The following is a 24,634-nucleotide window of genomic DNA, read 5'->3' on the forward strand; positions in this document are numbered from 1 at the left end:
TGCGAATGATTATTACTTTTGAAACAGTAAGTATTAAAATTCAGTATGAAGACAGCTCTTTTTCCAGGTTCATTTGATCCCGTTACTAAGGCCCATGTAGATATCATTAAACGGTCAATAGGTCTTTTTGATAAGTTGTATATCGGTATTGGTGATAATAGTTCAAAGAAAGGGCTGCTGAGTATGGTGAAGCGCGAACAAATGCTGCGGGCGGTATTTGAAAACGAACCCAAAATACATGTCATTGTTTACGAAGGCCTGACTGTTGAATTCTGCAAAAGTATTGGCGCCACTTATATGATCAGAGGGATACGTACCGTATCCGATTTTGAATATGAGAAAGCCATCGCCCAGATGAACCACGCACTGGCCCCCGATATCGAGAGTATTTTTATAGTGAGCAAACCAGGTTATTCATCCATCAGCTCAACTATTGTACGCGATATACTGCGCCATAATGGCGATGTAAGCCAGTTTATTCCGAAAGAGGCGCTGGCTTATCTTTAAACAGGTCCATTTTTGCTAACACATCCATTATTGAAGGAAAGGTATTTTTTACTATCGCATCAATATGCCCTTTTCTGAACCATTTCACGTCAGTGATTCCTTCTTCTTTTTGGGGCTTTAGCTTTTCGGCACCTTTATAATCCATTTGGTACCAATAAGTCCTTTTCAACACTACCTCGCCTTTATAGGTGTAGGTGTGATAGGTTTTACATATCCTTTTACCTATGCCGCTTACTGTTATTCCACATTCTTCCTCAACTTCACGTATAGCGCCTTCTCTCTTCCCTTCTCCTTTTTCAATTTTCCCCTTGGGCAAATCCCACTTATCATTACGGTAAATAAACAGGTACTCGCCTTTTGAGTTCACTACCATACCCCCGGCTGCCTCTATCAGCGTAATACTTTTAATCACTTTCTTTAAATATTCTTTGGGATCGGTGCAAAGCAGATAGAAAAATCTATTTCCAGGCTGCCCGTTAAACTTGTTATAAAATGCTTTCAGATCAAAATTCTGGCTGTCAATTTTCTGATATCTTTCCACATTTTTTGGAACAGATCCGGTTATAAGTATGACTTTTTCGTTAATATAAATTCTGTACTTTTGAGCCATGTTTAATAAAAGTGAGATCGAACAACAGGTAGCAGAGTTCCTGCTGCAAATTAAAGCAATTAAATTACAACCTGATAATCCTTTTACATGGGCATCAGGATGGAAATCACCCATCTATTGCGATAATCGTGTTACCCTCTCCCATCCTACTATCCGTACTTATATCAGACAACAATTGTCTTTAATTATACAAGAAGAATTTGGTGCAGTAGGCTGTATAGCCGGTGTAGCTACTGCAGGTATTCCCCAGGGCGTTTTGGTGGCACAGGAATTAGGCCTTCCATTTATCTATGTAAGGTCTAAACCGAAAGATCATGGAACGGGAAGTATGATTGAAGGTGAGGTTATTCCCGGGCAAAGAGTTGTAGTAATAGAAGATTTGATCTCGACCGGAAAAAGTAGCTTACAGGCGGTAGACGCCTTAAGAGATGCCGGATGCGAAGTGGCAGGTCTGGCTGCTATTTTCAGCTATGGATTTGAGACCGCCACTGAAAATTTCAAACAGGCAAATTGTAAATTCTTCACGCTATCCAATTACTCGGCACTACTAAAATATGCCGAACAAAACCACTATATCTCTGGTGAAGACACAGAAATATTAAGAAAATGGCGTATTTCACCCTCTACCTGGGGACAATAATTCGGTAAATAGTTGATTGTGTTAGATTAGGTTGATTGAGTTGAATTCACCAATTTATATCATTTTCACTTAGTCAACCACTCACTTAATCAACCACTCACTTAATCAACTAATATCTAATAGCATGACCTTTTTTGAAAGTAAGGTAATTATTAATAAGCCTATAAATGAGATTTATAGCTTTTTAGCGGATATGAATAATCATCAGCAGCTAATGCCTGAAAATATACAAGGTTGGTCATCAACAGTCGATGAGGCCCGTTTCAATATTCAAAATATGGCTTCGCTCGCAATTAAAATAGAGAACAGGATCATAAATAGTGAAATAAACATCACTCCTTTTGAAAAACCACCTTTTGATCTCGAATTAAAATGGGTACTCAATTCAGTTGACAATGCCACAGAAGTGACATTCAGCATTATTGCCGATTTAAATATGATGATGAAAATGCTTGCAAGCGGTCCATTACAGAAATTGACCGATCACGAAACACAAAGCTTAATCAAGATATTCGCTTAGTCAATAATTTCTTTTAAGCCTTAAATGCCGCACCACAACAATAATGTTGATAGCAAACAATGCTACAATTAACAGGGTCATAATCAGGGTCAATAGTTATGATAAATGTAATAAAAACACTATTGCAAAACGATATTTAATTAATAAATAATTGTAGGTTTTACGTACCGCCAAGTATTTTGTTTCAGAGCAATTTCAACAAATAAGACCGTGATATGTTAATAAAATTTGATGGATGGTTCTAACATAAATACCCGTCGACCAACAAATTCTACATACTATTAACAATATAAGTAACTGGTTATAATGAAACTTGCCCTAATTACCGTATTTTTGCGGCAAATTACAGGTGCAGCATGATAACGGTATCCAATCTTTCTTTACGCTACGGCAAGCGTACACTTTTTGAAGAAGTCAATTTAAAATTCACCCAGGGCAATTGCTACGGCATAATTGGCGCTAATGGCGCGGGGAAATCCACTTTCCTGAAAATACTTTCTGGCGAGATCGACCCTACCAGCGGATCGGTTAGTTTTACCCCTGGTGAACGCATGGCGGTTTTGAGCCAAAATCACTATGCATTTGACGAATTTACAGTTATTGAAACCGTAATGATGGGGCATAAAGAAATGTATGCCGTAATGAAGGAGAAAGATGCAATTTATCTAAAAGAAGATTTTAGTGATGCAGATGGTGAACGCGCCGGGGAACTGGAGAACCTGTTTGCTGAAATGGATGGCTGGAATGCTGAAAGTAATGCCGCTACCCTGCTAAGTAATCTTGGTATTAAAGAAGAATTTCACTATCAATTAGTAAAAGACCTTGATAATACACAAAAAGTACGCGTATTACTCGCTCAGGCTCTTTTTGGCAAACCGGATATATTGTTACTTGATGAGCCTACAAACGACCTTGATATTCATACTGTAAGCTGGCTGGAAGACTTTTTAGCCGGATATGAGGCAATTGTATTAGTAGTATCGCACGATAGGCACTTCCTGGATACTGTTTGTACCCATGTAGTTGATATTGACTTTGGAAAGATGACCATTTACACCGGTAACTACACATTCTGGTATGAGTCGAGCCAGTTAGCGTTAAAACAACGTTCTGACCAGAATAAAAAGGCTGAAGACAGGGTAAAAGAACTGCAGGAATTTATCCGCAGGTTTAGTGCTAACGCTTCAAAATCGAAACAGGCTACCAGCCGTAAAAAAGCTTTGGATAAGATCAACCTGGACGAAATACAACCGTCAAATCGTAAATATCCGGGGATCATATTTAATAATCAGGGCCGTGAAGCCGGAGACCAGATATTGCAGGTAGAAAACTTGAGCAAATCATTAAACGGTGAGCTTTTATTTGCCAATATTAGTTTTACAGTTAATAAAGGTGATAAAATTGCTATCCTTTCACAAAACAGTTTGGCGACTACTGCACTTTATAACATTTTGACAGGTCGTGATAAGGACTTTAAAGGTGACTTTAAATGGGGTGTAACGATAAACGCCGCCGACATTCCGATTGATAACGCTGAATATTTTAAAGGTAAAGACGATAATTTGATCGACTGGCTGCGTGAGTATTCACCGGGCGAAAAGGACGACCAGTTTATCCGCGGTTTCCTGGGCCGTATGCTATTTTCTGGTGAAGAAGTATTGAAAAAGAGCAACGTGCTTTCAGGGGGTGAGAAAATGCGCTGTATGTTTAGTCGTATGATGCTGCAATCAGCCAACCTGCTAATCTTTGATGAGCCAACAAACCATCTTGACCTGGAATCTATTACCGCTTTAAACAACGGCATGAAAGATTTCAGGGGAACTATCTTGTTCACTTCACGTGACCATGAGCTTACTGAAACTGTTGCCAATCGCATTATTGAATTAACTCCTGCCGGTTATATAGATAAGCTGATGGATTATGATGAGTATATTAATAGTGATGTCGTTCAAAAACAGCGCGATGAAATGTATTCTTTAGCTTAAAAACCCGACATCAACCTGAGCATGAAAAAATCCCTGTTATTCGCCGCTTTTGTATTACTACAAAGTGCCAATATTTATGCCCAGGTTATTGAAGGAACAATTAAGGATGCCAAAACCAAAGAAAACCTTCCTTATGTAAATGTTGGAATAATAGGTAAGGGTGTTGGTACGGTAACGAACATTGAAGGGGCTTTTAAAATCGCCATAAATAATAATGATACTGATAGTTTAAAGGTATCAATGATTGGTTATCATGCCCAGTCTTTTCTTGTTGGTGATTTTAAAAAACATTCCGGCTCACTAAATATTATGCTTGAGCCTCGTATTGCTGCATTAAAAGAGGTTAAAATTTACAATCATAATTTCAAGGAGGTTGTATTAGGTAATACTACACAGTCCAAATCCACCAATGCCGGATTTACAAGCAATCAATTGGGAAATGAGATTGGTGAAATTATTAAAATTAAGAAAGCACCTACACGCCTAAAACGCTTTAATGTCTCTATCTCAAAGGAAGCGACTGATACGATAAAATTGCGGCTCAATTTTTATAGTGTCAAAGATGGCATGCCTGATAAAATACTACAGCAGCAAAATATTTTTGTTACTGTTAAAAAGGGACAGGACAAAATAGCTGTCGACCTTGAACCTTATAATATTGTTGTTGAAGACAGGTTTTTTGTGAGCCTTGAATGGATAGAGAATTCACATGGGCCGGGATTGATGTTTTCAGCAAGTTTATTGAGCAGCGCTATAATTTCGAGAGAAGCAAGTCAGGCTAAATGGGAGAAAATAGGCCTGGCCGGAGTGGGATTTAATGTACTTGCAGAGTATTAATAAAAAAATACTCATCTTAATTATTTGATTGTATATTTGCCAACCAAAAAATTGACTCCGTAGCTCAGTTGGTAGAGCAACAGACTCTTAATCTGTGGGTCCTGAGTTCGAGCCTCAGCGGGGTCACTAAAAAATAAAACCGCTTCTAATGCAATTAGAGGCGGTTTTATTTTTTAAGCATTTTTTAGATGTTGCGTTTCTGAGTAATAGAGCCGTTTTTTGAGTTCGATCCTCGTTAGGGTGACCCTATAGGACACATTCATAAAATTGAATACAATTACAATTTTAAATTATTGTAATTTACTGACTGCCAACGCTAAATGTAGAAATTATTCATTTCTTTAGGTGTCGGCATCGTTGACGTCGCTTTAGGTGAATTGTTAAACTAACCTAATTCATAAAAAAAATAATTTTTTTTGAGGACTTAAGGCTTTTGGCAGGTTCGTAATTTCTATTAATCCACTTATTTATAACGATATGTAGAATTTGGCTATGATACTAACTTCAATTTACTTTAACTAATAATATTGCGAAGAGTCTAAAGTTGCCAGCCATCCACAATAACAGATCCTTTTAACCAAACTCAGTTCATTTTCAGGGGAATGAACCGATAACCGGTTTCCATCTGTAAATTTATACTTGTAATAAATAATCATGCTTGAAATTGTTTTTTTTAAATACTTAATTCAGTAAATTTATCAAGCATATTTGATTGGAAATCAGGTTATATGCACCCGGAAAATATATGGAACTAATCCAATATATCAATACCAAAGTAAAACTTAGTGCGGATGAAAGTAGCAAAATTGATGCTGCTTTCAAGCGCGAATTTCACCATAGAGGGGCTACGTTGGCCGATCCGGGTAATCGATCTCAAAAAGTCCATTTTATCGAAAAGGGTATGCTCCGTACATTTTATAACAAAGACGGCAAAGATATCACTCACTTCTTTTTTGATGAAAACAGCTTTACAATGTCGTTAGAGAGTATCTACTTTAATAAAACTGACCCTTATGGCAGGGAAGTTCTTGAAGAAACTACATTACGGACTATGCACTTTATAGAATTTAATGCTTTATTAAATGATATCGGCGCATTCAAAAATTTCTTTTTTATGGTAGCGGTCGAGACTATTAAAATATTCTCTGACAAACTTTTTTCGTTGCAGTTTCAAACGGCGGAACAACGATATAAGTCAATGATAGACAATTATCCAAATATTTTATTACGGGTGCCACTTGGGGATGTCGCCTCGTATTTAGGGATTACTCAGCAAACCCTTAGTGTTATAAGGGCCCAAAAATGATTCATGTTAAACGCCACTCCCCTCAAAAATTAAGATAATGTGACATCCCAAAAAGTCACTTAATAATTCGATGTCCTTTTGAAAAATTCTGTCGGTATTAATGGGTTTACTGCACGTTTCTCCAATTCTATCTTTACGTTTATTTCTGGGCGTTTACGAAATATCAGCTCGCCAGCGTAGAGCGGCCACTATTTATCCCCTCTAATTAATTCATTTGAGGCGTTTTCATGCTTCGGATAATTAATTTCAATGCGCCTTCATTTTTTAAGATAGATTAAAAAGCCGTCGGCGCTTCTTCATTTCCTTTGCATCATAAAGTTTTTGATAAATGCAAAAGGATATTAATAAAATGGGGGTTCAATATATTTATATAGCAGATGACATTGGGATTGCTTCTATTTTTCCTCTCATAAAATTCAAATTGACAGACCTGAACTGTCAGCAGGTCTCTTTACTTTATTTTTCTGTAAACAAACAACATGTCTTCCAAAAAGAACTGCAAATACTTGAAAGACGTTTCCCCACCCAGCTATTTGTAAGCTACATCTCAAAAGAATTTGAGGGTAATACCGCATTCCCAAACGAAGAAATTGAAGCTGTGCTAAATGCAAACACAATGCAACGCATGGATTTCATTCTTTCCGGTAATAAAGAGTTTGTTGAAAAAATAAAGAACGTGTTGAATTTTTTTGATATAAACGAAGTACAAATACAGGAACAATTTTTCACAGAATAATAAAATATAATAACATGAAACGAAACAAAAAACTTATACCAACTCTAATTTTCCCGGCCATTGTCTCTCTATTTTTCCTTACAAGTTGTAAGACTAAAGATAAACATTCCAGCGGTGAGACATTGTTAAGTCGGGCAGTAAAAACAGAAATCGTCCACACCGATACCATCACTAAAGAGGTGTCGGTAAGCGGCAATATAGAAGGTAACACAACCGTGAAACTTGGTTTTATGGTGGGTGGGAAAATCAACTATGTTTCCAATAAAGAAGGAGAACATATTACCCAGGGGCAAATGATCGCTAGTCTTGATCCAACCAATTATTCCATTGCCAGGGGTTCAGCTGATGTACAAGTCAGCACTGCAGCTGACGAATTTAACCGCATAAAAATATTGCATGACAGAGGTAGTTCCAGTGAAAGTGACTTTTCTAAAGTAGGCTTTAACTTAGAGCAGGCAAAACTTCAGCAACGATTACAGCAAAAGAACCTGTCCGATACGAGGTTGTATTCACCCATCAGCGGCGTATTGCTAAAAAGACAAGCCGAAATTGGCGAGATTGTCGGTGTCGGCATGCCGCTGTTTGTTTTAGCAGATATCAAAAAGGTAAAGGTGTTGGCATACGTTCCGGAAGGGGAACTGCATGAAGTAAAGATTGGTCAAACCAGCAAGATTAATATCTCCTCACTCGGTAAGGAATTCACCGGGAAAGTAACCGAAGTTGGCTCAGCGGCTGACGCGACATCCAGAGCTTTCACCATTAAGATTGAATTGGAGAACCCAGGGTCGCTCATCCGGCCAGGAATGATTGCCGAGGCACGGATCAAAACCACAGAAAAGAAGCAAGTGATCCTACTACCGGCAGAATGCATTCAACAGGATCTGGCGAACCAGAGCTATGTTTTTGTGGTGGATAAAACACAGAATAAAGTGTTTAAACGCAGAATAAGCCTGGGTGATATGTTCGATAACAAGATTGAAATTATTTCGGGGCTAAACGACAGCGAAGTGGTGGTTACCAGCGGCCAGAAAAGATTATCGGATGGCTGGTCAATTTCTATAACCAATTAATAATTACTGTAATGAATATCATAAAAGCATCACTCAAATATAAGGCCGTTACATTGTCGGTATTACTATTGCTTTTTGCGGTTGGTGTAAATTCTCTTTTGACCATGCCACGCAGGGAGGATCCTAAAATTACCATCCGTCAAGGCTTAGTTATCGCATTTTTTCCGGGAGCTAACTCTGCACAGGTAGAAGACCAGGTTACCAAAAAGCTCGAACAATATCTTTTTCAATATGAAGAGGTAGATAAATCCAAAACATACTCTACTACGAAAGATGGCGTGGTGGTAGTTAATGTTGAGCTGACTGAAAGGGTAAAACAACCCGACATATTTTGGAGCAAGCTTCGCCACCAGCTTTTAGTCTCCAGGCAAATTGATTTACCGGCAGGTGTAAAAGGGCCTGTAGTAAACTCGGATTTCGGCGACACCGAAGCCCTGGTAATCGGGCTGCAAAGCACCAGCGCCAGCTACGAAGAATTAAAACATTACGCTCAACGATTGGAAGATTATCTGCGAACTATCCCCGCGGCTTCAAAAATAAAGCGGATAGGCGAACAGCAAGAAGAAATTGTGGTGTCATCTAACTCGGAGAAACTGTCCCAGTATGGCGTTAACCCACAACAAGTGGTACAACTCCTGCAATCTCAAAACAGCATTAATCCGACCGGCGAGGTTAAAACAAGCAGTAGTAAGACGCCGCTTTATACGAATGGCTACTATAATACCGAAACAGACCTGGCCAATCAAATAGTTGGCACCTCTCAGTCGGGTTCTGTAGCAAAGTTAGGTGACGTTGCTACCTTAACCAGGGATTATGCTGATCCGGATAATATCATTACAGTTAATGGCAACAAAGCTATTATGCTCTCGGTTCAAATGCAGGAAGGCAATAATATCGTGGATTTTGGTAAAGAGGTCACCGGCAAGATCGAAGAGGCCAGAAAAGTGATACCATCCGACATCAAAATTACTACCGTTGTTAATCAACCTCAGGTGGTTGACGAAAATATATCACATTTCATCCGGGAATTCTTTTTGGCCATCATATCAGTTATCGTCGTGGTCGTATTACTTTTACCCTTACGTATAGCCACCGTTGCAGCTATGGCAATCCCGATGACGGTTGCAGTAACCTATGCAATAATGCGTGCGCTGGGGATCGAACTGCACCAGGTTTCCCTGGCCGCATTGATCCTGGTACTGGGAATGGTAGTGGATGATGCCATCGTAATTGCCGACAATTATGTGGAGCTATTAGATGAAGGCGTTGACAGAGCTACCGCCGCATGGAGAAGTGCCAATGATCTGGTAGTGCCTGTACTTGCGGCCACTGTTACCATCATTGCTTCATTTATGCCGATGATTTTGTTACGGGGAACTGTGGGTGAATTTATTTTCGCGTTGCCTATAACCGTAGCAGTCGCCCTTGCCTCCTCATTTTTGGTAGCCATGGTACTGACCCCTATGCTTTGTTACACCTTTATCAGGAAAGGGTTGCACCAGCACGCCGATGTTGCTGAAGAAGAAATAAAACAAGCACCTAAAAAGAAGGAAAGAAAGTCATTGCTTGACTTAATGCAGAATGGCTATAATAAACTGTTGGATTGGTGTGTCAATCATCCAAAGCTGACGATTATCAGCAGTTTAGTGCCTATTGCACTTGCACTTATATTGTTTTCAAAAGGAGTACGGCAGCAATTCTTTCCGGCAGCAGAGCGGAGCCAGTTTGTTGTAGAATTATGGATGCCGACCGGAACAAAATTGGAAAAAACCAATGAGGCAATTTTAAGGGTGGAAGCACTGTTGAAAAACGACAAAAGAGTAGTTTCCTATGCAACATTTACTGGTACTGCTTCCCCAAGGTTCTATTATAATTTCTCCCCGGAGTTTCCCACAAATAATTATGCACAGATACTTATTAACACCACCACAGAACAGACCACTGACGAACTTGCAGAGGAATTAAGCAGCAAGGTCGACAAGTTAATACCGGAGGGCACAACTTATGTTAAATTAATGCAGCAGGGTTCATCCCTCAAAGCACCGGTAGAGGTTAGAATTGTCGGCGAGGATATCGATCATTTGAAAGCTATCGCAATTGAGGTAAGTGATATTGTTAAAAAAGCAAAAGGCAGTCGTTTTGTGAGAAGCGACTTTGCAGAAGACTATTATGGAATAGGGATAAAATTAAAAGAAGAAGCCAGCCGTCTGGGCTTTACTACTACGAGTGTCTCTCAATCAGTGTACACGGGATTTAGCGGTGCCGCGATTTCTACGATGTATGAAGGCAATAATCCGGTAAATATTGTATTTCGTCTGGATGAAAAAAACAGGCAGACTACTAATGATCTCCAAAATGTTTATTTGAGATCCTCTGTTACCGGCGCTGATGTTCCGCTGAGACAAATTGCAGATTTGACCCCTCGCTGGCAGACCGGCCGTATTATGCACCGCAACGGCGTTCGGACACTTACCGTGCAAAGCGAAACGACGCCAGAAGTTCTTCCGTCAGAATTATTAGCGGCTATACAGCCTGAGATTGCTAAACTGCAACTGCCCAACGGATACCGCATCGAATATGGTGGCGAAGATTTTAACAAAAAAGAAGCATTGGGCCAATTAATTACAGCTTTGCTGGTGAGCCTTGTGCTGATATTTTTTATTCTTCTTTTTCAATTCCGTAACCTCAAAGAGGCGGCAATAGTGATGCTGACGATACCGCTGAGTTTGTTCGGCGCAATCATGGGACTATACCTTACCGGAAACTACTTCAGTTTCACATCTTTTATTGGCCTGATAGCGCTTTCTGGAATTGTAGTGCGCAATGCCATCATCCTGGTCGACCATACCCATGAATTGATGAAACACGGACTTGATATCAAAGAAGCGGCCATTGAATCAGGGAAAAGGCGCTTAAGGCCCATCTTCCTTACTGCTATGGCTGCAGCGATTGGTGTGCTGCCCATGATCATATCAGGATCCGCCATGTGGGCGCCTCTTGCAAGTGTGCTAGCATTTGGCGTGGTATGGAGCATGGTTATGGCCTTAATCTCTGTTCCTGTACTATACATTTCCTGGATAAAGTCAAAACCGATCAATTAAAAAAAATTAAAGCCAAGTAAAATGAAAAAAATCATAAAAAGCCTTTTACTGCTGCTAATTATTTTCCTGGGCTGCAGCAGCCTATTGCACGCACAAAACGTGGAATCATACACATTGCAACAATTGCAAGATTCCGCATTAAGAAACAATCACGTATTAGCGATAAAAAAGTGGCAAATCAAAGAAAAGGAGGCAAAAGTTAAGGAAGATGAAATCAAGAGGTATCCTGTTCCAATCATGAATGGTAACTATCAGCGCATTTTCAATTTGGGTGCGATCACGATTCCTAAAGGCACGATCGGGGAGTTCCCACTAAGCCCAACAAATAATGTGTTGCTTCCCAACACTGATGAAAGTTTTAATGTAGGTAAACACAATAATTATAGCGCTGGATTATCGGTTTATCAGCCGATCACCCAACAGGCCAAAATCAAAACTTTACTGAAAGTAGATGTTGCGGATAAGGAATCAACCGAAAAAGAAAGATTCAAAATGTCCCTTCAAATAAAGCAGGCAATAGTAAAACTCTATTACGGAACATTGATTTCACAAAAGCAACTGGATGAAGCGGAGGCAAAGCTGGCTCTGGCTCAATCAAAATATACGGATGTTGAAAATGCTTTATCAGCCGGTAAGACAATCAATGCAGATAAAGCCGGATTGCAAGCTGATATCGCCGACGAAGAGCAAAACATCTTGAAGATAAACATACAGATACAGGATTATATAGGTGATCTGATAAACGTAACCGGGATTGATGCTGGTTCATTGAAGCTTGCAGAGATTGAGCCGGTAGTTCAACAGATAAATGAATTAGAGGAGTACAAGAAGGAAGCAGGTAATTCAAACGCCGACCTGCAAATAGCTAACCTGAACAAAACAAAAGCTGTATTGGGAATAAAAGCAGCCAGGCAAAGTAATATACCGGATATAGGTCTGGTTGGCGGATATTCATATGTATTCGGGGATGCTATATTACCTGCTAACAATCCATTTTTAGGTGTGGTTCTGAAATGGAACATCCAGGATATTTTTTCAAATAAAAAAATAGTAAAACAGAGACAGTTTCAGTTAAAGGAATCTGAAGAGAACATCCTTAACACCCAGCTGACGGTGAACAATGATATTGAAAAGACTTATAGAAAAATTAATCAGTCTCAGGCGCTGATCGCCGTTGCGCAAAAGGTCGTTTTCTACCAGAAGGAGGAGCTGAAATTACAAGAAAATAAGCAAGCCGCCGGTCTTAATGTGAAAACTGATTTGCTTAATACAAAGTCGCTCCTGGCAAAATCAGAGGCCGATATGTATGCAGCGCAGTTATCTTATCTGATGGCGGTTTCTGACTTGAAAATCCTTACCGGCCAATAAGCCGGCGCAAAAAACCATAACTGAAAGAATTTTTAAAGAAAATAATATGAAAATAGTAATCATTGGAGGTGGATTTGCAGGCCTCAACCTCGCAAAGCATCTTGCCGGTAACCAATTATTTGATATAACACTTGTCGACAAGAATAATTACCATCTTTTTCCGCCACTGCTTTATCAGGTATCAACAGCTTTCATTGAAGCATCCAATATAAGTTACCCCTTTAGGAGAATGTTTCAATACAAGGAAAACCTGCATTTTCACCTTGGCGAGTTAAAAAACATTGTTGCAGCAGACAACAAAATTGAGACCTCAGATGGTGATTTAAATTATGATTATCTGGTGCTGGCCATGGGAACAGAGACCAATTATTATGGATTGGAAAATATAAAAAAGCAGGCATTGCCTATGAAAACAATTGATGATGCAATTCGCCTCCGCAACCATTTACTGTTGAATGCTGAAAAAGCGGTGAGAACAATTGACGCAGTGGATAAGGGAAGGTTCCAGAATATTGTTATTTCGGGAGGTGGCCCCACGGGTGTGGAAGTAGCCGGTATGCTTGCTGAAATGATGCGGACTATTATAAATAAGGATTATCCTGAGCTTAAAAATACACAGGGCACTATTTATTTGATTGGCTCAGGAAAGGCGTTACTCGGCCCGATGAGCGGAAAATCGCAGGCAGAAGCGTACAAAATATTAGATAAGTTAGGTGTGCAGATAAAATTGAACACCGCTGTCAAGGATTATGTCGATGGCAATATACTACTTTCAACAGGAGAATGCATCCCGTCAGCAACGTTGGTTTGGGCGTCTGGTGTTATTGCACCACAAGTGCCAGGACTGCCAGATATAACCATGAGCCGTGGCAACCGAATTATAGTTGATAAATTTAATAAGATAGAGGGAACCCCAAATATTTTCGCTATCGGCGATCAATCCTTTCAAACAACTGATGCGGGTTATCCAAACGGACACCCGCAACTTGCCCAGGTCGCAATTCAGCAAGGAATTCTTCTCGCCTCAAACTTTAAGAGATTACAATCGGGGCAAGAGTTAAAGGCATTTAAATATAGAAACAAAGGAAGCATGGCAATTATCTCAAAGTACAAAGCTGTAGTTGATTTACCTAAGGGCTTTTTTAAAGGAATGCCTGCCTGGTTTGTTTGGCTTTTTGTACACATCATCCCCATTGTGGGATTTGGGAACAAAGCCAAACTCGCTTACAATTGGTTCTGGGCTTTAATAACAAACGATCCCGCACTACGATTAATCATCCGACCAAAAAAGGATGAAATAACGATTAATGAGAATGGTACTATAGATATTGAAAATCCGAAGGAGCAATTTAAACTAGGCAGGAATTACACCGGGCGATAAAATGGAAATAATAAAATAGTGAGTGGTGGAACTCATATTACTCTATTGTTATTGGTCGATTAAAAGCTTTCGCCTGTTCAGTATTCCCAAAGCAAATCTGAAGCCCGGATCATTTTTATAAGACCAAGCAAATAACTTGAATAGAAATACAATCAAATTACAATGAAACAATTAGTTATATCAAAAAGTATTACCCAGCGTGAATACGAATCATTAAACAAATATTTTAATGAGATCGACAAGATAAAATTGTTATCGACTGAAGAAGAGGTGAGCCTGGCGCGTCGCATAAGAGAAGGTGACCAGGCTGCATTGGAGAGACTGGTGAAAGCCAATCTTCGTTTTGTGATATCAGTGGCAAAACAATATCAAAATCAGGGGTTTACTCTTGGCGACCTGATCAATGAAGGGAATATTGGTTTAATGGTGGCGGCGAAGCGCTATGATGAAACACGAGGCTTCAAGTTTATTTCTTATGCAGTATGGTGGATACGTCAGTCAATTACCTCCGCCATTGCCGAACATGCGCGGACCGTTCGTTTACCATATAACCAGCTTACGTTGCTAAGTAAGCTTTATAAGTCCTTTACCAAACTGGAACAGGAGTATCGGCGCAAACCAAGTATTGAGGAACTTGCTGAATACATGGAAATAACTGCGGAAAAGGTAGCAGAATTGATGAATAAATCGGGAGTGAGTGTATCTATTGACGAACCTCTTAACGATGAAGATAACTATTGCCTGCTTGACATTTTACAAAACAATGAAAGTGGTGCCGATCATGAAGTAATACAAGAAGCCATCACCAAAGAGGTTCATTCCTCATTAAAACTATTAAAGCCCCGTGAACGCGAAATCCTTTTTATGTATTTTGGACTAGGACCATACACACCATTATCACTGGAGGAAATTGGCAAAAGGTTCAATATCACCAAAGAGCACGTTGGACGGTTAAAGGTAAAAGCCCTAAATAAACTCAGGTATTGCTCCAATGCCCCGGACTTGTTGTCTTACCTTGACTGACACTTTATTTTTTAAATAGCATTATCCTGGACAGCTTTCAAACATACCAGTTCCAGTTTTTTTAGCCAATAACTCCAACCAATGGAAACTTCAGAAAAAATTGCTCACAAAGCACATGCCCTTTTTATCCGTTATGGCATTCGTAGTACCAGTATGGATGATATTGCAACTGATTTAGGCATTAGTAAAAAAACAATTTATCAGTTCTATCCCAATAAAGATTCACTAGTAGAGGCATTAGTAGACAAAGCAACAGACGAACACATCTTTAGCTGTAAGATTCTTACGGCAAATAGTGACAATGCTATAATTGAATTGTATTTTTTAATGCTATACATAAAGGAGCTTTACAATGTTTTAAACCCTGTTGTCATTTACGATCTCGAAAAAAACCATGAATTGGCCTATAAAAAATTTAAAGATCATAAAGCTCTGTTCATTCATCAAACTCTTAAGGCAAATATAGAACGTGGCATTAAAACGGGTTTATACCGCGTTGATTTTGACATCGATGTAATAACAAGGTTCTTCCTTGAAAGCTTAGGTCTCATGTCAGATCCCGGAATATTTCCTCCAACCAATCATAGTAAAATTCAACCAACCGAGGAGATATTTGCCTGCCTTATAAGTGGAATAGTGACCACAATGGGACTGGAGGTTGTTAGAGCGTATAAAAACCAGCGGAGCATTATGCTTTTAAGTAATTATGAAGAGGGACCTTTTTGGGATGATTAGCGATCATGTGCCACCTTTGGTATTTTCGGGATAAAGCAAGTAAGCTAAGGGCTAATAATCTCTGGTGATTAGCCCGATAAAGAATGTTGCCTTAAATATTGTAAAATCAGTTTAAAGCAAGCCCCGTTTTCGCCAGGCGAAAACGGGGCTTGCCCGGACACCCGGACCCGAAATGCTTCACTTTATTCAGCTTTTTTTTTGATCGACACTAACAAATTGCATCGATTGGAGTTAAATGAATACTTGGCAGGACATTGCCAAGTCTTAAATGCGAAGTGAATCCGCAGCCCTTTTAGGGTCAATTAAACTGTCTTAATGGTATTTATTGTCAGTTTTTAACGCCACAATTTTCTTCACATCCGCAATAAAAGTGTTCGACATTTGTACTTTTGGGGTCACTAAATTTTAAAAACCGTTCCTAATGCATTTAGAGGCGGTTTTTTTATGCATTTTTAGATATTGCGTTTCCGTACGTTATTGCAACTTTTTAAGTTCAACCCTCTGCGGGTAGCTATTAGCTAATAAAAACAGTTCAATCGTTTTATTTTGTCTTATAAACAACTGCAACTCCATCAATCTTCTTTTCTTGAATAAAGGTTCTTAGATTCTTATCGTAACTAATCTCAACCGTATCATCAGCTATCCAATTGAAGTTTATGGCCTTTGGATTAAGGTTTGCCTTACCGTGGTCATCATCAACTGTAAACACATTCCCAACCGCCACGGTATCAAACTCAGTTTTATAATCTGTAACGCTTACCTGGTACGAGTTAGCCACGGTCGCGCCAGCCTCTCTTAAGAACAAAATCGCTTTTTTACTATGTTTACTATTTGCATCTTCCTTTACTAACGTGTTTGAACCATCACCTAATAAAGAAAAGCAAGAGCTTATAATAGATACAAAAATAAATATGAAGAAAAGGCCAATTATTTTTTTCATTACCAACCTTGGGATAAAATTCACTTCTTTAAAGCTACAATTTTCTTGCAATCCTCAATAAAAGTGCTCGACATCTGCACCTTTTGGGTCATATCTAAAAAGGCCATTTTTGATATCAAAAATGGCCTTTTCTATTGCATAAGGGTACATTATGACCATTCAGAAATTCTGGCTAATCTTTGTATCCGGGTAATCCAATTTTTCACTTTTTCGTACGCCATTCACAGTGATATGAACGATATTGATCTGGTCATCGAATAAATTGTGTAGCAAACTTACGTCAACACTGATTTTTCTAACCTCATTTATCTTATCCGATTCCAGGTAAACATCAGTTGCCTCTTTGTTTATCTCAAAACCAACGTAATTCAGCGGTAAAACAGCGGGGCTAACTTTAATTTGCAAGTGAGCCGCAAGATAATTCTTAACCAGCACGTCCATGACCGCGTGTAATTCTGTTTTGGTAAGATCCGTTTTTTTACCGTACTGTTTAACCAGGGCGGCTTCAAAATCATCTGTGAAAATTGTGCATATAACTTCCAGCTTATGATCTTCTTTATTAAAGCTGATATTGGTTGTACTTACATGTATAGGATGCCAGGGACTTTCCGCCCGTATTTCAGAAGGTCCTGCTCCTACGGCCATTAAGAAAAACCAAATTGGGTGAAATATTAAGGATAACATCATATTCCGGCGTATTGATAAAAAAAACTCACATCAAGTATTTCAGCATGGCAACCACCCAAAATGGACTGTTTGCCATGCTGAAACAACTCAAATTTTATTTGCCGCCTGAAACCTGCATCGGGTTGATACCAGTTGATTGCCCCCTTGCTGCCCCTGCTGCCGCTTTTTGTTTAAATACCTGGAATTTCGAAGGCTCAGGTAATTTCCCCCAGTAATTGTTGGTTTCGTCGATATCTGCCGTCTCCCGCATCGGATCCAGCTTAATGGAAGCCACTTCTTTGTCCTGCACGTAAAACTTGGATACGTGTTTTTCGTTCAGTCTCCATATCTGTGCGGGAATCCGGTCTATCTGCTTGCTGCCGTCAACGTAGGTAAATTCTACAATGATCGGCATAACCAGTCCGCCCTTATTACTGAAGTTTAACTCATAAAAGAATTTGCCGGCATATTTCTGTTTGTCTTCGTCCGTAAATACAACCGGTGTTGTACTGCCTTGCTGATAGGTTTGCGATTTAGCCAGCGTGCTGAATTTATTGGTGTCAACGGCGGCAAAACCACGGTCATATTTCCAGTAAAAATCATGAACGACCGAATCACGGTCAACATAGAAGTTTATTTTCTTATCCTCGCGGTTTCTCACTTTGGAAATATCGTCAAAGTCGTTTACTGCCGGCGGGGCCACTTTATTGGCAGCGGCCAGCCGTCTGTTTACAAACGGTACGTCCCCGTAAAGATCCGCCTTTGCTACCTTTACCGAATCAAGGGAAATATCGCAAGGATCTGTCCCATAGAACCAACCTCGCCAAAACCAGTCGAGATTCTCTCCGCTGGCGTCGCCCATTGTCCTGAAAAAGTCGGCAGGTGTAGGATGCTTAAACTCCCAGCGCCTAGCGTACTCCTTAAAGGCATAGTCAAATAGCTGGCGGCCCATGATGGTTTCCCGCAAAATATTGAGCGCCGTAGCGGGTTTGGTATAAGCATTGGGGCCAAACCTAACGATATCCTCAGAATTGGTCATAATAGGCTCCAGTTCATTTTTAGGCAGCTTCATATAATCAACAATGGTATAGGCCGCCCCCTTTTTACTGGGGTATTTGTTATCCCAGAGTTCCTCAGTCAGGTATTCCATGAATGAGTTCAGCCCCTCGTCCATCCATGTCCACTGGCGCTCATCACTATTGACGATCATCGGGAAAAAGTTGTGTCCAACCTCATGAATGATCACACCGATCATCCCGTTCTTTGTGCTTTCACTGTAAGTGCCATCCTTTTCTGTTCGGCCATAATTAAAGCAGATCATTGGGTATTCCATACCGTTCGACGCCTCCACACTTTGGGCAACCGGATATGGAAAAGGAAAGGTAAAGCTGGAATAAGTTTTTACCGTATGCGCCACCAGCCTGGTAGAGAATTTACTGTAAAGGTTATAAGCTTCCTTGCCATAATAACTCATGCACATTACTTTTTTGCCTTCTACGTCCTGTCCCATACCGTCCCAGATAAATTTCCTTGAAGAGGTCCATGCAAAATCACGCACATTGTTAGCCTGGAACACCCATGTTTTTTTGGCTGAACTTGGATTGGATTCGGCCTTTTTGGCCTCCTCTAATGTGACCATTTGCACAGGAGCATCAGCCGTTTTAGCCTTGTTGTACCTGGCCATCTGTGCCGGAGACAGAACGGCAGCATAATTGATACACTCTCCTGTTCCGCCGACAATATGATCAGCCGGAACAGTCATTTGCACATGAAAGTTGCCAAAGGTTAACGCAAATTCGCCCCGTCCGGTAAACTGGTGGTTCTGCCATCCCTGGAAATCGCTGTAAACACAAAGCCGCGGATACCACTGGGTCATAGTGAACAGGTAATTGCCGTCTCCGGGAAAATATTCATAACCGCCGCGTCCGCCTACGGTCATCCGGTCAGATATTTTATAACGCCATTTGACGTTGAAAATAAATTGCTGACCTGATTTTAATGCTACGGGAAGATCAATCCTCATCATCGTTTTGTTGATGACGTAAGGAAGACTCTTGCCTGTGACGTCAGTGACGCTCATGATCTTGTCGCCATAGCCGTTGTCCTCGCCCGGCTTTTCTACCCTGTCCAACATCATTGTACCGGCCGCTTTTGGCATAACCGAACCGGATTGGTAGTTAGCGTTATCGTTGTTATTATGCTGATTTTCGTCCAGTTGCAGCCAGATGTAATCCAGCGGATCGGGTGAGTTATTATAATAGGTAATCGTTTCGCTGCCGGCAAGCTGAAGCGCCTTCTCATCCAGTTCGCACTTAATATTGTAATCTGCGCGCTGCTGCCAGTATTTTACTCCCGGTGCCCCACTGGCGGTACGCTGCTCGTTGGGCGTAGACAAGATGGTGCCTAATTGTTCAAACTTGTTTCCATGATTGCTGCCGGGATTGTTTTGTATATCCTGTGCCCCTGCCAGGCCCATATAGGCTACGGAAATCAATAGCGTCGAGTAAATTCTTTTCATATATTTTAATTTTTAATTTTCATTTATAGTGGAAACCTTTCCAAAGCCATTTTTAGAGAAAGCGCAAATACACCGGCAGATAGGAAAAATATCCAATCTCTTCTTTTAACTTTAAGAACGTTCAAAAACAACAGGCCAATCACTAAAATGATGGCAACCACAAAAATTTGCCCTGCCTCCAACCCGACATTGAATCCAAAAAGACCAATTCCGATGGATTGATCTTTCGCCAGCATGATCCGGATCGCATTAGCAAATCCCATTCCGTGAATCAGGCCGAAACATAAGGCAAGATAATAATTTATGCGGGCACTTTTACCTGGGGCATTAATTTGAAATATATTGTTCAGCGCTGTGATAAAGATCGTACAGGGTATAAAAAATTCCACCCATTTGCCTGGGAACCGGATGATATCCAGCACGGATAAAGCCAGAGTCAATGAATGTCCGATTGTAAATGCCGTGACCAGGATCAATACCTGTTTGATATCCATGGCGGTATATACACAGGCTAACGCGAGAATAAATAGCTGATGGTCCAGTGCATCTCTTGCGATGATATGCTCCCAGCCCATCTTAAAATAAAACACAAAGTCTGACATGAATTAATATAAATTATAATTCTGAATCCCTCCGCCCGTGTCGGGAGGCCGTATGCCCGTATTTGTGATCTCAGCAAATGCTGAAATAAATTTTCCGCGCTATGCTACCCCAAATTGCGAAGATAAAATAACTAACTATTAATGACTATTTAACATTGTAACAATGTTGTAATGATCCTGCCTGAAAATTAACCTCGTAACGGGCCTGTCATTCTTCAGAATGCCGATGTTATTACCCCAGTCAAATGGGAGGGCTAAAGCCGCGACTGTTTCGGACGATTGATGCAGCCCGGGGCACTGAGCGTAGAAACTGGTTTTATAGGGTTTATCGTGAAGTGCAAGCGGTCTAAATGGAACCCGCGCGGATGGCAAACCCGTCAAAGATTTTAAGTGGACGTTTCAACAAATTAAACTTGAACGTTTCAACAAAACAGTGCGCTCATTTTCTTTGGACATTTGTATACCAGCAAAAACATAAAGAAAATGGAAACAGAAAACAAAAAATGCGAGGTTATCAATTATGATAATCAGATTAACAAGATAAAAATAGACAAAACACAGATCTTATGAAATACCGGAAATTAGGACAAACAAAAGAGGACATCTCGTCGGTAGGACTGGGATGTATGGGAATGAGCATCGCTTACGGAAGACCCGATAACAGGGAGTCACTTGCTACTTTGGAAAAGGCTGTAGAAATTGGCGTAAATTTCTGGGATACTTCTGATGCCTACGGGGATAACGAATCTTTAATTTCAAGGGTTCTGTCCTTACATCGTGAAAAAGTGTTTATCGCCACAAAATTTGGTTGGCGTTGGCGTGGCGGCCCAGAGGATGGATATATTGACAATTCTGCCCAATATATAAGAAAGGCTGTCGAGTCCAGCCTGCGGCGGTTGAAGACCGATGTGATCGATCTTTATTATGTGCACCGCCTCGATATTAATATACCGGTTGAGGAAACCATCATGAACATGGCAGAGCTCATCAAAGAAGGAAAGGTGCGCCATTTAGGTATGTCAGAAGTTTCTCCGGACATTATCAGGAGAGCACATGCGGTTCATCCGATTGCCGCCTTGCAGTCAGAGTATTCTTTGTTGACCAGGAACGCAGAAAACGGGGTGTTACCAACTTGTAAAGAATTAGGGATCACCTTCGTAGCGTTCAGTCCTACGGCGAGAGGTTTGCTGACCAATACGGCTATAGACAATAAACAAATCATGGATAATGACCGTAGAAAATTGTTGCCGAGATTTGCTGTTGAAGAATATTACCAGAACAACCAACAGCTTGCCAAAGCCTTTGTGGAACTGGCAGATGAAAAGAGGTGCACCGCTTCACAACTGGCATTGGCCTGGGTGATGGCACAGTCAGACAATATTGTTCCGATTCCGGGGACCAAAAAGACAAAGTATTTAATCGAGAATTCTTTGGCACCTGAGGTTTCCCTGAGTCCCGAAGATTCAAAGAAAATAACAGAAATTCTTGCCTGGTTCCCGAACACTGGGCCCCGTTATCATGAGGCTTTTCAGAAAACCGTATCTTCCTAACCCATTGAATTGGAATTTAATGTTACAAAGCCGGGCCAGTCAGCGTTCTGAAACCCTGACTGGCCCGACAAAAGGAAGCACCAAAAATAAGGAGCAGAAAGATTTCCGCTTTTAATGAATATTAAACAGATAAAAGATGGAAATAGATGGAAAACTGCCGATCAAATATTCCTGCAACTTTTCCAGGAGCAGGGAGGGTGAGCAATTTGTTCCTGAACATACCATAGGGTATATTATTTCAGGCGAAATGGTCACGTGTGACAGCGAAGGGACACAAACGTTCAAAAAGGGGGATCTTTACTTTTGCAGAAGGAATCACCTCGCCAAGTATACCAAGATCCCTCCCGAGGGCGGAGATTTCAGGTCTGTTTCCATGTTCTTTGGCCAACACATCCTCCGTAATTTTAGTCTCGAATACGGAAACAAGGCTGACAGCCAGGTTGCCACTCCTGGCTTCCGGATGTTACCTGATGAACCGGCCCTGAAATATTTTATGGATTCGCTCAGAGCCTATGAGCCTATTTTACGGCAAAAAGGCACAGAACAACTACTCACAGTAAAGCTGAATGAAGCTGTTTTAATACTGCTTAAATCCAACCCTGATCTGAAAAATATACTGTTTGACTTTTCAGAACCGGGAAAGATAGACCTTGAAGAATTTATGGAAAAGAATTTCCACTTTAACATAGACCTGGAGCGTTTTGCTTACCTGACCGGCAGGAGCCTTTCCACATTTAAAAGGGACTTTGAAAAAATCTACCATATGACCCCGAGTCGCTGGCTGGTTCAACGAAGACTTCAGGAGGCTCATTACATGATCAAAGAAAAAAAGCAACAGGTATCCGATGTTTATCTCGAATTGGGATTTGAAAATCTTTCCCATTTTTCATTTGCTTTTAAAAAGCAATATGGAATATCTCCTTCCCAGCTTTAATTGGCCGTATTGGCCAACCAAACGATATTGCACCGGCTGCAGTATTTCTTGCCTCGAAGATTCGGCATGGCTGACAGGTGAAGTTATCTTAGCCGGTGGCGGAATAAGGTAATAAATAAGCTGTCAAGCCAATTTGAATGCACTTAGAAGCTTCCAATTCTCTAATAAGATTCGAATTCTGTCCAGTCTCCTGCGAATGAACAACAGTAAGCGGGCAAAAATTTGTACAAAATCATTATAAAAACAAAAACCGCCTCTAAATCTCTTTAAAGGCGGTTCTCTTGGTATCGTCTTCTTGAGAGGACAATTTTCGAACCACTTTTTGCAGGATTTGAAGAAGCTGGCAGGGTAAATCGAGATATGTGCTTATAAAACATAAATTTAAAGCGCATACATAACGATTGGCTCTCTTAAACCAAAACGAATCAAGCTAGCTAAAATATACTGCAAAATCAATTACTACACTATCGTTTTTCCTTCCGCAGCACTTTTAGTAATATTATCCAAAAGTTTGTGGACCCGAACACCATCTTCAAAACCCGGAACAAACTGTGTATTGTTTTTAATATCAGCTAATATTGCCTTATAAGCATAGTACAATCCATACACCGGCTGCTCAGGCACAATTATTTCTTCTGCTAAATATTCAGCAGGAATTTCAAGCGGTTGTAGTTTGCTACCAGATGCTGCATATTGCAATTTAACAGGTGTTAACTGGTAGTGCCCCAAGCCTCCGGTAATTACAATATCACCTTTGGTGCCATTGATTTCCCAAAGAAAATTTGTCCCTGTTGACATGCCACTGCGATAGTGCATATTCGCAACCGCTCCTCCTTCAAGAATGCCCGACACAACGACCTGGTCATTACTGAGTTGAGGGACTTTTTCTCCAGTCGTCAAAAGGGTAACTTCTTTCCTGCGGCGGGCGAGCGTAGCGCTGATGGTTTTATAATCGCCAAGAACATCAACATATGCGGCGAGCGTATGTCCAAATGGAATCTCCATCATTGTCGCCCCGTTTTTCGGGTCTAATAAGTAGAGATCTCCTTCTGTACGAACAGCAGCCCAGCCACCCCCGGAACCTATAATGCTGGAAGAAAGCACTTCTCCAATTAAGCCTTCAGCAATCATTTTTTTAAGATAAACAGTTTCAGGCAATGAAAGCGCCTGTAAGCCAGTAAAAGTTCGTAAACCTTTGGCTGCTGCCATTTCTGCCAGCTCTTCCGCCTCTTTTGTGCCATTGCCCAATGGCCATTCACAATAAGTCATTTTACCCGCTTCAATAGATGCTTTAACCAGTTTGTAGTGATAAGGTACTTTTACCGTTATGACTACAAGGTCAACATTTGGACTGTTTACCAAATCAAATTCATTATCAAATGCATTCCTAGCTCCGAATTTTTCTGCCGCCGCTTGTGCAGTACTTAATTTAGTGGTACTTACGGCAGTCAATTCATATTCAGGTATCAGCTTTAATGCTGGTATGTGAGATTTGGAAGCCCAATTTGTTGCATTTGCTCCAATGATGCCTACTCTTATTTTATTACTTTTCATAATGGTATTTTTATTTGATTCAAAATTAGATTGAATTTACTTTCCCTTGAC

The 24,634-nt window shown here is 40.5% G+C and carries 21 protein-coding genes and 1 tRNA gene; 16 read left to right on the top strand and 6 right to left on the bottom strand.

All coding sequences use genetic code 11. From position 1 onward, the window contains the following. Positions 1 to 45: 45 nt before the first annotated feature. On the top strand, positions 46 to 507 hold the full coding sequence (gene coaD, locus ACPPVU_RS18190) for a pantetheine-phosphate adenylyltransferase (protein WP_426667997.1): 462 nt from the start codon (positions 46 to 48) through the stop codon (positions 505 to 507). On the opposite strand, the gene ACPPVU_RS18195 is transcribed toward coaD, so the two are convergent. Next, positions 476 to 1,117, bottom strand: coding sequence for an NUDIX hydrolase (locus ACPPVU_RS18195; RefSeq protein WP_426667998.1), 642 nt, complete (start codon positions 1,115 to 1,117; stop codon positions 476 to 478). The genes coaD and ACPPVU_RS18195 overlap by 32 nt on opposite strands. Here ACPPVU_RS18195 and pyrE point away from each other — a divergent pair. The 13 genes from pyrE (at position 1,116) to ACPPVU_RS18260 (ending at position 15,819) form a co-directional block, all read left to right on the top strand. Next, positions 1,116 to 1,757 (top strand): orotate phosphoribosyltransferase, encoded by a 642-nt coding sequence (pyrE, locus tag ACPPVU_RS18200; protein ID WP_426667999.1) that lies wholly within the window; start codon positions 1,116 to 1,118, stop codon positions 1,755 to 1,757. The genes ACPPVU_RS18195 and pyrE overlap by 2 nt on opposite strands. A 124-nt stretch (positions 1,758 to 1,881) precedes the next feature. Next, positions 1,882 to 2,277 (top strand): SRPBCC family protein, encoded by a 396-nt coding sequence (locus ACPPVU_RS18205; protein WP_426668000.1) that lies wholly within the window; start codon positions 1,882 to 1,884, stop codon positions 2,275 to 2,277. Positions 2,278 to 2,633: 356 nt separating this feature from the next. Next, the gene (locus ACPPVU_RS18210) at positions 2,634 to 4,262 is read left to right on the top strand and encodes an ABC-F family ATP-binding cassette domain-containing protein (protein ID WP_426668001.1); all 1,629 of its coding nucleotides are present in this window, start codon (positions 2,634 to 2,636) and stop codon (positions 4,260 to 4,262) included. Between the two features lie 21 nt (positions 4,263 to 4,283). Then, a complete protein-coding gene (locus ACPPVU_RS18215; RefSeq protein WP_426668002.1) occupies positions 4,284 to 5,099 on the top strand; it encodes a carboxypeptidase-like regulatory domain-containing protein in 816 nt (271 codons plus the stop codon). A 53-nt stretch (positions 5,100 to 5,152) separates the two neighbouring features. Continuing rightward, a tRNA-Lys gene (locus tag ACPPVU_RS18220) sits at positions 5,153 to 5,225 on the top strand. 619 nt (positions 5,226 to 5,844) lie between these two features. Then, the gene (locus tag ACPPVU_RS18225) at positions 5,845 to 6,405 is read left to right on the top strand and encodes a Crp/Fnr family transcriptional regulator (RefSeq protein WP_426668004.1); all 561 of its coding nucleotides are present in this window, start codon (positions 5,845 to 5,847) and stop codon (positions 6,403 to 6,405) included. A gap of 328 nt (positions 6,406 to 6,733) precedes the next feature. Beyond that, entirely contained in the window at positions 6,734 to 7,141 is a 408-nt protein-coding gene (locus tag ACPPVU_RS18230; protein ID WP_426668006.1) for a hypothetical protein, read from the top strand. Positions 7,142 to 7,155: 14 nt separating this feature from the next. Further along, complete coding sequence (locus tag ACPPVU_RS18235; RefSeq protein ID WP_426668008.1) at positions 7,156 to 8,211, top strand: efflux RND transporter periplasmic adaptor subunit; 1,056 nt, start codon at positions 7,156 to 7,158, stop codon at positions 8,209 to 8,211. Positions 8,212 to 8,222: 11 nt separating this feature from the next. Further along, a complete protein-coding gene (locus tag ACPPVU_RS18240; RefSeq protein ID WP_426668009.1) occupies positions 8,223 to 11,312 on the top strand; it encodes an efflux RND transporter permease subunit in 3,090 nt (1,029 codons plus the stop codon). A gap of 21 nt (positions 11,313 to 11,333) precedes the next feature. Next, positions 11,334 to 12,680 carry a TolC family protein gene (locus ACPPVU_RS18245; protein WP_426668010.1) on the top strand — a complete coding sequence of 449 codons (1,347 nt, stop codon included), beginning with the start codon at positions 11,334 to 11,336 and terminating at the stop codon, positions 12,678 to 12,680. 46 nt (positions 12,681 to 12,726) lie between these two features. Beyond that, positions 12,727 to 14,061, top strand: coding sequence for an NAD(P)/FAD-dependent oxidoreductase (locus ACPPVU_RS18250; protein ID WP_426668012.1), 1,335 nt, complete (start codon positions 12,727 to 12,729; stop codon positions 14,059 to 14,061). Positions 14,062 to 14,223: 162 nt separating this feature from the next. After that, positions 14,224 to 15,084: a sigma-70 family RNA polymerase sigma factor gene (locus ACPPVU_RS18255; RefSeq protein WP_426668014.1), complete on the top strand. Its 861-nt coding sequence runs from the start codon at positions 14,224 to 14,226 to the stop codon at positions 15,082 to 15,084. A gap of 81 nt (positions 15,085 to 15,165) precedes the next feature. Continuing rightward, a complete protein-coding gene (locus ACPPVU_RS18260) occupies positions 15,166 to 15,819 on the top strand; it encodes a TetR/AcrR family transcriptional regulator (protein ID WP_426668016.1) in 654 nt (217 codons plus the stop codon). 541 nt (positions 15,820 to 16,360) lie between these two features. On the opposite strand, the gene ACPPVU_RS18265 is transcribed toward ACPPVU_RS18260, so the two are convergent. The 4 genes from ACPPVU_RS18265 to ACPPVU_RS18280 all read right to left on the bottom strand — a co-directional run bounded on the left by ACPPVU_RS18265 (position 16,361) and on the right by ACPPVU_RS18280 (position 20,545). Then, complete coding sequence (locus ACPPVU_RS18265) at positions 16,361 to 16,759, bottom strand: hypothetical protein (RefSeq protein ID WP_426668017.1); 399 nt, start codon at positions 16,757 to 16,759, stop codon at positions 16,361 to 16,363. A gap of 159 nt (positions 16,760 to 16,918) precedes the next feature. Continuing rightward, positions 16,919 to 17,404, bottom strand: coding sequence for a DUF6702 family protein (locus tag ACPPVU_RS18270; protein ID WP_426668019.1), 486 nt, complete (start codon positions 17,402 to 17,404; stop codon positions 16,919 to 16,921). A 136-nt stretch (positions 17,405 to 17,540) separates the two neighbouring features. Next, positions 17,541 to 19,943 carry a M1 family metallopeptidase gene (locus ACPPVU_RS18275; RefSeq protein ID WP_426668020.1) on the bottom strand — a complete coding sequence of 801 codons (2,403 nt, stop codon included), beginning with the start codon at positions 19,941 to 19,943 and terminating at the stop codon, positions 17,541 to 17,543. Between the two features lie 23 nt (positions 19,944 to 19,966). Beyond that, positions 19,967 to 20,545 carry a HupE/UreJ family protein gene (locus ACPPVU_RS18280; RefSeq protein ID WP_426668021.1) on the bottom strand — a complete coding sequence of 193 codons (579 nt, stop codon included), beginning with the start codon at positions 20,543 to 20,545 and terminating at the stop codon, positions 19,967 to 19,969. A 566-nt stretch (positions 20,546 to 21,111) separates the two neighbouring features. Here ACPPVU_RS18280 and ACPPVU_RS18285 point away from each other — a divergent pair. Beyond that, on the top strand, positions 21,112 to 22,095 hold the full coding sequence (locus ACPPVU_RS18285) for an aldo/keto reductase (RefSeq protein ID WP_426668022.1): 984 nt from the start codon (positions 21,112 to 21,114) through the stop codon (positions 22,093 to 22,095). A 136-nt stretch (positions 22,096 to 22,231) separates the two neighbouring features. After that, a complete protein-coding gene (locus tag ACPPVU_RS18290) occupies positions 22,232 to 23,029 on the top strand; it encodes a helix-turn-helix domain-containing protein (RefSeq protein ID WP_426668023.1) in 798 nt (265 codons plus the stop codon). A 459-nt stretch (positions 23,030 to 23,488) separates the two neighbouring features. On the opposite strand, the gene ACPPVU_RS18295 is transcribed toward ACPPVU_RS18290, so the two are convergent. Next, positions 23,489 to 24,583: a Gfo/Idh/MocA family protein gene (locus ACPPVU_RS18295; RefSeq protein WP_426668024.1), complete on the bottom strand. Its 1,095-nt coding sequence runs from the start codon at positions 24,581 to 24,583 to the stop codon at positions 23,489 to 23,491. Between the last annotated feature and the right edge of the window lie 51 nt (positions 24,584 to 24,634).

It is taken from the genome of Mucilaginibacter sp. McL0603 (assembly GCF_049992945.1).
Taxonomy (GTDB): Bacteria; Bacteroidota; Bacteroidia; order Sphingobacteriales; family Sphingobacteriaceae; genus Mucilaginibacter.